Source organism: Xanthomonas sp. SHU 308 (assembly GCF_000364645.1).
Lineage (GTDB): Bacteria > Pseudomonadota > Gammaproteobacteria > Xanthomonadales > Xanthomonadaceae > Xanthomonas_A > Xanthomonas_A sontii.
On record NZ_AQOK01000046.1, the window covers coordinates 1 to 13279 of the forward strand.

At 66.5% G+C, this 13279-nt stretch carries 8 protein-coding genes and 1 tRNA gene; 2 read left to right on the plus strand and 7 right to left on the minus strand.

The window, feature by feature from the left end:
* Positions 1-113: 113 nt before the first annotated feature.
* Both D588_RS0102300 and D588_RS0102305 read right to left on the minus strand, forming a co-directional pair.
* Entirely contained in the window at positions 114-539 is a 426-nt protein-coding gene (locus tag D588_RS0102300) for a type II toxin-antitoxin system VapC family toxin (RefSeq protein WP_017914821.1), read from the minus strand.
* A complete protein-coding gene (locus D588_RS0102305) occupies positions 539-793 on the minus strand; it encodes a type II toxin-antitoxin system Phd/YefM family antitoxin (protein WP_017914822.1) in 255 nt (84 codons plus the stop codon). The genes D588_RS0102300 and D588_RS0102305 overlap by 1 nt, the downstream gene beginning before the upstream one ends.
* A gap of 367 nt (positions 794-1160) precedes the next feature.
* On the opposite strand from D588_RS0102305, the gene D588_RS0102310 reads away from it, so the two are divergent.
* Complete coding sequence (locus D588_RS0102310) at positions 1161-1943, plus strand: DUF3883 domain-containing protein (RefSeq protein WP_043083132.1); 783 nt, start codon at positions 1161-1163, stop codon at positions 1941-1943.
* A gap of 100 nt (positions 1944-2043) precedes the next feature.
* Here D588_RS0102310 and D588_RS0102315 read toward each other — a convergent pair.
* The 5 genes from D588_RS0102315 to D588_RS0102335 all read right to left on the minus strand — a co-directional run bounded on the left by D588_RS0102315 (position 2044) and on the right by D588_RS0102335 (position 11476).
* Positions 2044-2119, minus strand: a tRNA-Ile gene (locus D588_RS0102315).
* 239 nt (positions 2120-2358) lie between these two features.
* On the minus strand, positions 2359-2724 hold the full coding sequence (locus tag D588_RS0102320) for a hypothetical protein (protein WP_157836393.1): 366 nt from the start codon (positions 2722-2724) through the stop codon (positions 2359-2361).
* A gap of 120 nt (positions 2725-2844) precedes the next feature.
* On the minus strand, positions 2845-5028 hold the full coding sequence (gene glgB, locus D588_RS0102325; protein ID WP_017914825.1) for a 1,4-alpha-glucan branching protein GlgB: 2184 nt from the start codon (positions 5026-5028) through the stop codon (positions 2845-2847).
* Complete coding sequence (treS, locus tag D588_RS0102330) at positions 5025-8378, minus strand: maltose alpha-D-glucosyltransferase (RefSeq protein ID WP_017914826.1); 3354 nt, start codon at positions 8376-8378, stop codon at positions 5025-5027. The genes glgB and treS overlap by 4 nt, the downstream gene beginning before the upstream one ends.
* Entirely contained in the window at positions 8375-11476 is a 3102-nt protein-coding gene (locus tag D588_RS0102335; RefSeq protein ID WP_017914827.1) for a maltotransferase domain-containing protein, read from the minus strand. Before D588_RS0102335 ends, treS begins: the two co-directional genes overlap by 4 nt.
* A 565-nt stretch (positions 11477-12041) precedes the next feature.
* Here D588_RS0102335 and D588_RS0102340 point away from each other — a divergent pair.
* On the plus strand, positions 12042-13088 hold the full coding sequence (locus D588_RS0102340) for a prealbumin-like fold domain-containing protein (RefSeq protein ID WP_157836394.1): 1047 nt from the start codon (positions 12042-12044) through the stop codon (positions 13086-13088).
* The last annotated feature ends 191 nt before the right edge of the window (positions 13089-13279 follow it).

The window sequence follows — 13279 nt, forward strand, 5'->3', positions numbered from 1 at the left end:
CCTCGCTTTCAGGTGTCCGAGTTATCAGGGGTGGCTCAGGTTGACTTCTAATCGTCGCGTCTCTTCATAGCAAGCAACTTACCAATTGCCTTTGCGCATGAATCCACAAGCGGTCATAGCAACGGCTCCCACGGATTGACGATGGGAACTCCCGTGGGCTCGAAATCAGAGACGTTGCGCGTAACCACCGCCATACCATGCACCAACGCCGTCGCCGTGATAAGCGCATCGCGCTCGCCGCGCTTGTCGGGTATATGCAACCGGGCGCAGCGTTGCGCCACAGCGATATCGATCGGCAATGTACGCCCGGAGAACTCGGGCAGTACGTGCTGCTCTAGCCACGAGCGCAGCATGCCGCCCTGGGTAGCGTCCTTGCGTTCGATCGACAGAACGCCAAGCTCCAGCTCCATGACGGTGATGGCCGAGATGAAGAGATCGGCGGCATCGACACTTTCCGCCCACGCCGCCACGTTCGCATCCGCTTTGCCGAGCCGCACCTTGCGCAACTCAGACAGCACGTTGGTGTCGAGCACGTACATCACGAAAGATCAGCCGGCTGGGCTCCAATCGTCACGCGCGGCGGCTCAAACTCGACGTCTGCAATGCCTGGCATCGCCAGCGCATCGGCAATGTTGCGCCGCTGCCTGGTCAGCCGTTGATAGTCTTCGAAGCTCAACAGTACGTGCGCAGGCTTGCCGCGGTCAGTGATGAACACCGGGCCGCTCTTGGTGGCCTTCTTTGCCCGCGTAACGTCCTGATTCAGTTCCCGACTTGATAGCGTTGTGATGGTCATAAGGCACCTCCTAGATCCGCTCAATGTAGTTACGTTACTACAACAGTGCTTGAGGGGGCAAATGACGGATCAACACGGCCACGAGTGTCTCAGCCAGGCAGCCCTTCCTGTCGAGAACGGGCCGGGTTCTCTCCTAACATCCGCTATTTTCAAGAGCGGACAACATGCAGTCGCCGTTGCATGCTGCTGGTAGACCACTAGCAATCGCTACTGCCTGCATCACATCGCCCCACGCAGCTATCGCTGCCAGGACTAGCTCCCCACACTTCTGCTAGTTAACCTGGTGACACGCGAGAGGAGCTATATGGCACGAGGCACAGACTGGTCGCACGAAGAAGTGGAGGCCTGCGTCGCCGACTACTTGCACATGCTCACGCTCGAACTGAACGGCCAGCGGTATAGCAAGACCGTCCATGCACGTGCGCTGGCCGAGCGGATTGACGGGCGCAATCGAGCCGCCATCGAGTTCAAGCACTGCAACATCAGCGCAGTCCTTCTCGCACTCGGCTACCCGTACATCGATGGCTACAAGCCGCGCGGCAACTACCAGACCCTGTTGTTCGACGTGGTGGGAGGTCAGGCGCAGTCGAACGATGCACTACAGGCTGCTGCTCAATCCGCGGTGCTGCGGCCTGCCGTCATGGTCGCCCCAGAGGATACGGATGCCGTATGGGTTCCGGCACCGACAGCGGCACGGGTACGAGAGACACCACCTATCTACCTGCCCAGATTCTCGCCTATCCAACGCGACTACCTGGCACAAGAAGCGCGGAATCAATCGTTGGGCCGGGCCGGCGAGTTGTTCGTAATAGAGTTGGAAACCCGCCGCCTTCATGCAGCCGGCCAAAAACGCCTGGCCAATCGGGTCGAGCACATAGCCGCTTCTCAAGGCGATGGCCTAGGCTACGACGTACTCTCCTACGAGACCGATGGCCGAGAACGACTCATCGAGGTAAAGACCACCGCGTTCGGCATCCTGACTCCATTCCATGTCAGCCGCAACGAACTGGCGCGCTCGGAAGTCGATGCTGACAAATACCGCCTCTATCGTCTCTTCGACTTCCGCGCAAAGCCACGCCTATTCGATCTGCCCGGCGCCATCACTTCGCATTGCCTTCTCGAGGCAACCATGTACATCGCGCGCTTCTAAGACGACGGCCTCACCAACACTACAAGAATGGGGTCGGGCTCACTTCCAACGTCCGCTCATCTTGAAAAGCAGACAGCATGCAATTGCCTTTGCATGCTGATGGTGGGCCCACCAGGATTCGAACCTGGAACCAAAGGATTATGAGTCCTCTGCTCTAACCGTTGAGCTATAGGCCCGGATGCGTCCGGAGCGGGCGGGCGATGCGCCGGCCGCCGGCTTGGCGCCTCTGGCGTACTCGCTGGGGAGGCGCCGAAGCAGCGTGAGTTTACAGTTCGACGTGGCGCGCTGTCTTCCCGGGACGGGAGCGTCGGGGCTCCCACGCAGCTTACCCCTACGCGTGAAAACGGTAGCGGGCCGTGCTGACACCCATCAGCAGGGGCCGCAACCTTCCGCCAGCCACAAACAGCGAGCGCCGCTACTGGCCCCCAATGCCAGAGAACATGCTCGCGACGCAAGCAGCGACCTGCCGCGCCTGCCCCTCCGGCACAATGATCTTCACGACTTTACTGCCGGTCCAGTGGAACACGTGGTCATCCAGCAGTTCGATGGCGAGTACGTTCCCGTTGAACGCGTATCTCGCCCGCCTGGTCGCGAATCCATGGATCTGGTCGTCCGCCTCGATGTAGAGGCACCCGGGATCCTCGATCTCGTCCCGGCAGAGCCCGATGTTGTACGGCTGGCCGGCACGCTCTTGGTCGATCAGGAAGCCCAGCGAAAAGTAGCCGTCGTCGCTTTCCTGGTTGTCGACGTCCACTCGCAGCGACTTCAGGATGTCATCCACGCGCCCTCCCATGCGTCCCCTGCCCCGCCAAGTGGTGCGAGCCGGCACCAGGATAGCGTGTGCCCGCGACACCATGGCCGCGCACGTCCACGCCGTACCGCATAGGATCAACTGCGACTCCTAATCCTCCAGTCCCAGCACCAGCACCGCCAACGGCGGGATGGTCAGCACCAGCGACGCCGGATGCCCATGCGCCCCGACGTTCTCGGCACGCACGCTGCCGCCGTTGCCGGTGTTGCTGCCGCCGTAGATCTCGCTGTCGGAGTTGAGCAGTTCGCGCCAGCGGCCGGCGCGGGGCACGCCGATGCGGTAGCCGTGGTGCACCTGCGGGGTGAGGTTGGCCACCACCAGCAGTGGGGTGTCGCCGCTGCGGGCCTTGCGCAGGTAGGCGAACAGGCTGTTGCCGGCGTCGTCGCCGATGACCCAGGCGAAACCTTCGGGTTCGTCGTCGCGGGCGTGCAGCGCCGGGTGTTCGGCGTAGAGGCGGTTGAGGTCGCGGACCAGGCGCTGGATGCCGCGGTGGTTGGGCTGGTCGAGCAGGTGCCAGGGCAGCGCGGCGTCGTGGTTCCACTCGGTGGGCTGGGCGATTTCGCAGCCCATGAACAGCAGTTTGCGGCCGGGATGGGTGTACATGTAGCCGAGGTAGGCGCGCAGGTTGGCGAAGCGCTGCCAGTCGTCGCCGGGCATGCGGCCAAGCAGGGAGCGCTTGCCGTGCACCACTTCGTCGTGGGAGATGGGCAGCATGAAGCGCTCGGAATACGCGTAGACCATGCTGAAGGTCATCTCGCCGTGGTGGTAGCGGCGGTAGATCGGGTCCAGTTCGATGTAGTGCAGGCTGTCGTGCATCCAGCCCATGTTCCACTTGTAGTTGAACCCCAACCCACCGTGGGCGAGGTCGGCGGTGACGCCGGGCCAGGCAGTGGATTCTTCGGCGATGGTCATGGCGCCGGGCGCCTGCTCGGCCACCACCTGGTTGAGCCGGCGCAGGAAGGCGATGCTCTCGTAGTTCTCACGACCCCCGTGGATGTTGGGCACCCACTCGCCGGCGTTGCGGCTGTAGTCGCGGTAGAGCATGGAGGCGACGGCATCCACGCGCAGGCCGTCGACGTGGTAGCGCTGCAGGAACTCCAGCGCGCTGGCGATCAAAAAGCCGGAGACTTCGCGCCGGCCGTGGTTGTAGATGAGGGTGTTCCAGTCGCGGTGGAAGCCTTCGCGCGGGTCGGCGTGTTCGTACAGGGCGGTGCCGTCGAAGTGGGCCAGGCCGTGTGCATCGGTGGGGAAATGCGCGGGCACCCAGTCGACGATGACGCCGATGTCCTCGCGGTGGCAGCGGTCGACGAAGCGGGCGAAGCCGTCCGGGCTGCCGAAGCGCGCGGTGGGCGCGAACAGGCCCAGCGGCTGATAGCCCCAGGAGCCGCCGAACGGATGCTCGGTGACCGGCAGCAGTTCGATGTGGGTGAAGCCCATGTCGGCCACGTAGGGAATCAGCCGCTCGGCCAGCGCGTCCCAGTCGAGCATGCTGCCGTCGGCGGCGCGCATCCACGAGCCGGCGTGCACTTCGTACACGCTGATCGGCGCCTGCGGGGCGTGGCGGCGCGCGCGCGTGGCCATCCAGGCGTCGTCGCGCCACTGGAACGGCCTGGGGTCGGCCACGATGGAGGCGGTGCCCGGCGCCAATTCGGCCTGGCGCGCGACCGGATCGGCCTTGGCCGGCAGTTCTTCGCCGCGCGGGCCGCGCAGCGCGAACTTGTAGCGGGCGCCAGGGCCGACGCCCGGCACGAAAAGTTCCCACACGCCGGCCTGGTGGCGCAGGCGCATCGGGTGGCGGCGCGCGTCCCAACTGTTGAAGTCGCCGATCACCGCCACGCGCGAGGCGTTCGGTGCCCACACCGCGAAGCGGGTGCCGCGCTCGCCGTCGACCTCGACCACGTTGGCGCCCAGCGCATCGGCCAAGTGCAGGTGATGGCCTTCGGCGATCAGGTGCAGGTCGAAGTCGCTGAGCTGCGGGCCGAACGCGTAGGCGTCGGCGGTGTCCTGCTCGCCGCCGGGCCAGCGGATGCGCAGGCGGTAGCGGCCCTCGCTCGGCAGTTCGGCATGGAAGAAGCCTTCCGGCCCCTGCTGCAGCGGCACTTCGCTGCCATCCTCCAGCACCGCCAGCACCGCATCGGCGCCCGGCTGGTAGCTGCGCAGCACCCGCGCCTCGCCGAGGCGATGCGCACCCAGCACGGCGAACGGGTCGCCGTGGCGGGCGGTGGCGAAGGCGCGTTGCGTCGCGTCGTCCCAGACGTGGACGGCATCACTCATCGAATCGACTCCTGGGGCGCGGGAAAGCGGTCGAGTATGCGCAACAGTCCCTGTATGGGCACCATGATCCATGCCGGGCGGTTGGCGGCCTCGTAGCGAATTTCGTAGCAGGCCTTCTCGATCAGGAACAGCAAGGTGGTGGTCTCGAACGCGGCCGGCGCCACCCACGGATGCGGGCTGGCATCGAGCACGGCGCGGTAGGCGGCCAGGAACGCGGCGCTGGCGCGGCTGCGGAATGCGGCCAGGTACGCCTCCTGCGCGGTATCCAAACCCGCGCCCACACGCGCGGCGGTGCCTTCCTCTCCGCGCGCGGAGACTTCGCTGGCGTAGTCGAGCGAGCGCAGGAAGCCGGCGACGTCGTGCAATGGGCTGGCCTTGGCGCGGCGTTCGTCCAGCGACTTGGCCGGCTCGCCCTCGAAGTCGATCAGCACCACGTCGTCGAATGCGACCAGGATCTGGCCAAGGTGGAAATCGCCATGCACGCGGGTCAGCAGTGCGCCTGACAACAACGCAGGCGCCTGCTGCAGCCAGGCGTCCAGGCGCGCGCGTTCGGCCAGCAGGCTGTCCACCGCGGCATGTTCGGCCGGGTCGTCGTTGGCGTCGCGATGCGTCAGCAGCGTGTCCCACATGGCCTGCACTTCGTGCACCACGCCATCCACCACCTGCTGCGCCGCGGCCGCGTCCACGGGCTGCGGTGCGAAGGCGGGCGCGTCGGTGGGTTGCGCCAGCACCGCGTGCAGTTCGGCCAGGCGTCGGCCGACCAGGGCGGCGAAGGCGTCGTAGCCGGCCACGCTCTCCAGCCGCGCGGCATCGTCCTGGGCGGCATCGTATTCCTCGGCACCGCGCGCCAGGTGGTCCAGGGTCCAGCGCCAGGCATCGCCCTGGTTGCGCACGAAGCCCTGCAGCAGGGCCAGCGTGGTCTCGCTGCCGTCGGCCCCGACACGGGCGACATGGCCCAGCAGCGGCGCGGCGTTGGCATAGCCCAGCGCAGTGAGGCGCTCGCCGATCTCGATCTCCGGGTTGATGCCGGCCGACACGCGCCGCAGCAGCTTGAACACCGCTGCATCGCCGACGATCAGCGAGCTGTTGCTCTGCTCGGCCGACAGCCAGCGGATCTCAGGATCGGCGGGAATGTCCACGCGCTGCAGCGCGGGTGTCGGGCAGAAGCGGATGCGCTCGGTGCCGGCTTCATTGCCGGCCTCGCCATCCACACGCAACTCCGCCTTGTCGCGCAACGCGGCGAGCATACTCAGGGTGAAGGGCTTCAGCGCGAAGGCATCGGTCAGGTAGCCGACCTCGCGGCCGTGGCGCACGCGCGCCAGCGCCAGTTGCTCGGCCAGCACGCTGGGCTGCTCGCGCTCCCAGACGATGCCCAGCGGCAGGATGTAGCGCTCGTGGGCGCCGTCGTCCAGTTCCGCCTCGATCTCCAGCAGGGTCAGGCCGTCGCCGCCGGACAGCGGCGTGCGCCTTGCGATCCGCACGCTGTGCAGTGCGCGGTCCTTGGCCGCGAACCAGCGCCGCGTGGTCAGCCACGCCGGCAGGATGTCGCGCTCCAGGGTCGGTAGATGCGGCTGCAGGCCGGCGCTGTCGGTGCCGTTGCGCAGGACCAGGGTCTGGTAGTCCGGCAGCGGCACCGGCGCCGGCACGTGCCAGTCCGGCAGCGTGGCGTTGCCGACCAGTTGAAAGGCATAGAAGCCGAACGCCGGCACGGTGAGCAGGTAGGTCAGGCGCCCGATCGGCGGGAAGCTGCCGCCGCCGAGGATGTCCACCGGCACCCGGCCCTCGAACTCGGACAGGTCCAGCTCCACCGCCTGCAGCGTGTGCGAGAGGTTGGCCACGCACAGCACGGTCTCGTCCTCGTGGCAGCGCAGGTAGGCGAGCAGGCGGCGGTTGCCCGGGTAGAGGAAGCGCAGCGTGCCGCGGCCGAACGCGCGGTAGCGCTTGCGTACCGACAGCACGCGGCGGGTCCAGGTCAGCAGCGAGTACTGGTCGCGCTGCTGCGCTTCCACGTTGACCGCCTGGAAGCCGTACAGCGGGTCCATGATCGGCGGCAGCACCAGCGCGGCGGGGTCGGCGCGCGAGAAACCGCCATTGCGGTCGATCGACCACTGCATCGGCGTGCGCACGCCGTCGCGATCGCCGAGATGGATGTTGTCGCCCATGCCGATCTCGTCGCCGTAATACAGCACCGGCGTGCCGGGCATGGTCAGCAGCAGCGAGGTCATCAGCTCGATGCGGCGGCGGTCGCGCTCCAGCAGCGGCGCCAGGCGCCGGCGGATGCCGAGGTTGATACGCGCGCGGCGGTCGGCCGCATAGGTCTGCCACAGGTAGTCGCGCTCGGAGTCGGTGACCATCTCCAGGGTCAGCTCGTCGTGGTTGCGCAGGAAGATCGCCCACTGGCAGCTTTCCGGAATCTCCGGGGTCTGGCGCATGATGTCGGTGATCGGGAAGCGGTCCTCACGCGCGATCGCCATGTACATGCGCGGCATCAGCGGGAAGTGGAACGCCATGTGGCATTCGTCGGCGTTCTCGCCGAAGTACTGCTGGGTGTCTTCCGGCCACATGTTGGCTTCGGCCAGCAGCATACGGTCGGGGTATTCGGCATCGAGCGTGGCGCGGATGCGGCGCAGGATGGCGTGGGTCTCGGGCAGGTTCTCGTTGGAGGTGCCGTCGCGCTCGATCAGGTACGGCACCGCGTCCAGGCGCAGCCCGTCCACGCCCAGGTCCAGCCAGAAGCGCATCACCTCCAGCACCGCTTCCAGCACCGCGGGGTTATCAAAGTTCAGGTCAGGCTGGTGCGAGTAGAAGCGGTGCCAGAAGTACTGGCCGGCTTCCGGGTCCCAGGTCCAGTTGGACTTCTCGGTATCGCAGAAGATGATGCGGGTGCCGGCGTAGTCCTGGTCGCTGTCGGACCACACGTAGAACGCGCGCTCAGGCGAGCCGGCCGGGGCCATGCGCGCACGCTGGAACCAGGGATGCTGGTCGGAGGTGTGGTTGATCACCAGCTCGGTGACGATGCGGATGCCGCGCGCGTGCGCCTGCTCCACGAAGCGCTGGAAGTCGGCGATGCTGCCGTAGTCCGGATGCACCGCCATGTATTCGGCGATGTCGTAGCCGTCGTCGCGGCGCGGGCTGGGGTAGAACGGCAGCAGCCAGATCGTGTCCACCCCCAGGTCGGCGATGTAGTCGAGCTTGGAGATCAGCCCGGGGAAATCGCCGATGCCGTCGTCGTTGGAGTCGAAGAACGACTTGACATGCACCTGGTAGATGATCGCGTCCTTGTACCAGCGCGCATCGCCGGCCGGGGCGCGCGGCTCGAGTTGGGGGGACGACGGCGCGGCGACATTCATGCAGGAACTCCGGCGCGGATGCGCCACAGGGAGAACGGCCGCGACGGATCGAGGCGGATGTGTTGGGTCTTGCCGTACCAGGTGAAGTCGTGGCCGTCCCACAGGTCGCGCACGGCGACGCTGGCGTGGTCGGGCAGGCCCAGCTCCCACAGCGGCACTTCGATCTGCGCGTTCTGCGCCGCATGCGGGTCCAGGCTCACCGCCACCAGCACCAGGCTGCGTCCGCGCGCCAGGTGCGCTTCATCGAGGAACTTGCCGAAGTACAGCACCTGCTCGTTGTGCGCGACGTAGAAGCGCGTGCCCAGGTGCGACTGCAGTTCCGGATGCTGGCGGCGCAGCAGGTTGAGGCGGGTGATCTCTTCGACGATGTCGCCCGGCGCGCGCTCGGGCCACACCCGCAACTGGTACTTCTCCGAGTCGAGGTATTCCTCCTTGCCCGGCAGCGGCGTGGCCTCGCACAGCTCGAAGCCCTGGTACATGCCCCACAGCCCGGACAGCGTGGTCGCCAGCGCGGCGCGGACCAGGTGCCCGCTGCGCCCGCTGTGCTGCAGGAACAGCGGATTGATGTCCGGGGTGTTGACGAAAAAGTGCGGGCGGAAGCACTCGCTGGGCGCGCCGCTGTTGAGTTCCTCGATGTAGGCCTGCAGTTCGGCCTTGTGCTGGCGCCAGGTGAAATAGGTGTAGGACTGCGAGAAGCCGACCTTGGCCAGCCGGTACATCGGCTTGGGCCGGGTGAAGGCCTCGGACAGGAACACCACCTGCGGGTGGCGCCCGCGCACCTCGGCGATCAGCCATTCCCAGAACGGGAACGGCTTGGTGTGCGGGTTGTCGACGCGGAACAGGGTGACGCCCTCGTTGACCCAGAACAGCACCGCATCGCGCAGCGCGTTCCACAGCGCCGGCACCGCGCCGCTGGCGTAGAAGTCCACGTTGACGATGTCCTGGTATTTCTTCGGCGGGTTCTCCGCGTACGGGATGGAGCCGTCGGCGCGCCAGGTGAACCAGTCCGGATGGTCGCGCAGCCACGGATGGTCTGGGGCGCACTGGATGGCGAAGTCCAGCGCCAGCTCCAGGCCGTGCTCGGCCGCGGCGACACGCAGGCGGCGAAAACCGTCGAGCCCGCCCAGTTCGGGATGCACCTCGGTATGGCCGCCCTCGGCCGAGCCGATCGCATACGGGCTGCCGGGTTCGCCCGGCTCGGCGGTCACCGCGTTGTTGCGGCCCTTGCGGTTCTTCTCGCCGATGGGGTGGATCGGCGGCATGTACAGCACGTCGAAGCCCATCGCCTGAATGTGCGGCAGCCGCGCGATCACGTCGTCGAAGGTGCCGTGGCGCTGCGGATCGCCGCTCTGCGAGCGCGGGAACAACTCGTACCAGCTGGCGAAGTGCGCGGCGCGGCGTTCGGCCTCGACCCGGAAGGTCATCGGGTACTCGGTGCGGAACGGCTTGGCGTCGGCGCGCGCCATCGCCTCGGCGGTGTCGGGTTCGAGCAGCAACTGCGCCTTCTCGGCTAGGTCGTCGGTGCGGGCGATGCGGGTGGCGATGGCTTTCAGCCGCGTGGCCAGCGCGCCGCGGCTACGGCCACGTGCGGCCTCGACCTGGGCCAGTGCTTCCTGTACGTCCACCGGCAGCAGCGTGCCGGCAGCGCGCTTCTTTTCCAGGTCGGCGTGGGTGGTGGCGTACACATCGCGCCAGGCCTCGATGCGGAATTCGTAGCGGCCCAGGCGCTGCAAGGGGAACTCGCCGCGCCAGCGGTCGTTGCCGAGCGCGCGCATCGGTGTGCTGGACCAGGTCCGCGCATCGGCGGCACGCCACAGCAGCGCAACGGCGATGCGGTCGTGGCCATCGCAGAACGCGTCGGCTTCCACGCAGACGCGGTCGCCGACCGTGCGTTTGACCGGGAAGCGTCCGTCGTCCACCGACGGCGTCACCGCCTCGATGCACACCCGCGCCTCGCCGGCGGCGATCTCGGCCGGTGTGCGTGCGCGCGCGGCGGTCAGCACCGGGCGCGCCGGCAGGCTGCGATAGATGCGCACCTCGCCCGCTTCCAGGGTGCCGCCCTGCTCGCCCTGGATCGGCTCGCCATGGTCGCTGAGCAGACCCTCGCTGTCGCCGAGCAGGCGCAGCAACGCCGGCCCGGGCACTGGCAGCAGGTGGTCGCGGTCGCTGTTGAGCAGCACCAGCCATGGCGCGGCGTCCAGCGGTTCCACCGCCACCGCGGTGAGCGCGCCGTCGCGCAGCAGCGGGCGCAGGCGCAGCGACGTGGTGGCGTCGGGCAGCGATTCTGCCGGCGTGGACGCATCCCCCTCGGATATGCCGTGCTGCGCAGGCACGGGCTGCCCGTATTCTGTCGATGTGTCCTGCGCGCCGATCGCCCAGGCCCCACCAAAGGCAGCCGCCAGGCGCTGCCGCTGCGCGCGCGGCAAGGGCAGTGGCGTATCCGAGGCCGTCTCGGCATCGACGGTGGCGACCACGCAGCGCGCCAGCGCACGCAGGGCGCTGTCCTCGTCGAAGAACCAGTCGCCACGACCGTCCCACCAGGCCAGCGAGGAGAACGCGGCATCGAAGCCGGCACCGGCCAGGCCGCGCAAGGCGTCCAAGCCCAAGCCGGGCGTCCACGCCAGCAGCCGCGCCTGCGGCGCCTGTGCGTGGACCCCGTCGATCAGCGTGCGCCACAACGGCGCCGGAATGCGCTCTGGCTGCAGCACGCGGAAGCCGGCCACGCCGCTGCGCAGCCAGTCGACCAGACGCGCACTCCACCACTGCGCCAGGCCCGCCCCTTCTTCGGCGGAGGCGAAGCGGCCCACCGCGATGTCCGGCGCGGCGCGCTCGGCGCGCGGATCCGGCAGCGCCGAGCTGCGTGCGCGGAACCAGTGCGGATGTTCCTGCAGCAGGCGGCTGCCGCCGCCGATCTCGTCGATGCGCAGGTCCAGCAGCACGCGCAGGCCGTGCTGTTCGGCGCGTTGCAGCCAGTGCCGCAGTCGCGCCTGCCCAGCCGGATCCTCGCTTGTCGGATCCTGCAGGCGGCCATCCGCGTCCTGAACGAAAGGATTGGACATCACTACGTGATCGCAGCCATTGGCCTTGGCGGCGCCCATGGCCACCTCAAGCGTGGCCTCATCGTGGTGGCTAAGAGGGGCCAACAGACAAGCATGCATTCGTATATCCCGTTCGGCGTGATGAGGAGTACGCGATCCAGACCGCAGCGGCGACATCGGCAACCCGGATCAGCCATGTCACTAGGCGCAAACGGGTGCGACTGCGATACGCCGCGTCGCGATCGAATCAGGCGCCGAAGCGCCCATGACCCTCGGTGGCACGCGGCAAGGTCACAAGACCACAGGGGATGCCAATGAAACGTGTTCATGGCATTAAGCAAGCGCATACGCTGGCGCGCCCGCGCATGGGCTGGACCGGCGCCAACACACCGCCACCCCTGGCGTTTCAGGGGACAATGAGACGTATCGCCACGGCAGTGCGTCTTAACTTCATCGCGAATTCACACTCCTATTACACGCCGTACCGGAGGTCGCAGGGATGCCGTGGCGGCTCGAACGGTAGAGAGGCAGCCCTGGTACCGTCGCAAGGCTCCCGCCGTCACTAAGCAATTGGCATCAACTACAATCCGCAAGGACTCGGAGCTCATCGGGCATGGAGAGCGCAATGCGATTTTCGAAACTCATTTGTTTTTCGGCGTTCGGCGCCTTGCTGGCGTGTCATGCGCCAATGGCCAGTGCAGCCTCCTGCGAAGAGAACTTCAGCATGAGTTCCTCGTCACAGGTCTTGATGTTCAGCGCATGGAGAACGTCGGAAAAGCTGGACCCACTCGATGCCATCGCGCAAATCCATCAGGTCGCCAAGCAAGAAGGATTCACCATCGGCGAACAGAAGAGCGAAGGCGGGAAAACCGAACTCACGTTTTCCCAGGACGCCACGAGCAACTCCCGCAGCTTTGATGTCGTTGCCACGGCGGACCGAAACCTTAATACATTGACGCTCATCGCCGTATTGCCGCCCGGCATGCAAGCCAAGCCGGAGGACATGCGCAGCGCCATGTGCGGGATGTTGGCGAAGGTAAGACTAGACACCGGCGACGGCAGGAACGAAGGGACCGCGAAGTCCACGGCATCGGCATCCGGCAAGCTCAACGTGCTGGAACCCCGATCGGTCTTCGACCTTGGCGCTGCTCAGGCCGCGCTCGAGCCGGGCACCTCCACCATCAAGGGCACGGCCTGCGCGGTGCATCACGTGGAGAATGGCGGAGGCACTTACCTGGCGCGCAACCAATCCATCTCCCTATTCCCGGTTACGCCCTACCTCAAGGAAGCAATTGCGCTTTCATCGAATATGAAGCAGGGGCGCGACACCCTCAAGGTCTCGCCAATGGCCCTGCAGGTCCGCGTCGATGGCATGACCGACGACAAGGGACAATTTCAATTCTCCAACCTCAAGCCGGGAAACTACTACCTCCTGGCGACGATGGCGCTGGATGTCCAGGGAAGCACCACCAGGAATCTGGGCACCAGCCTGGAAGGCGTCGAAGGCCGGCCTACGGTGACCACTTATTATCAGACCGAGAATTTCACATCCAGATTCAATGATGTCCTCGAGAAATTCGTCGAGATCAAGACCCCTGGCCAGACCGTGAAAGTCACGCTTTCGCCTAAAGGCTTCTTTAAAGGGCGGGCCGGGCTGCTCGGTTGCATCTAGCGATCTCCGACAGCGTTATAGCATCAAAGATTCGGAGGAATCTCGCGGGACAGGCCGTCTCCATTGGAAAGCACTGGACATCATGCTGTCACGTGCCGCGACAAGGCATGCGCCTGATCCAGGTTGGCCGCGGGCCAGGCGCTCGACGCCGGTCTAGATGTGATCTCTCAGTAGGTTGTTCATCCGGGGCA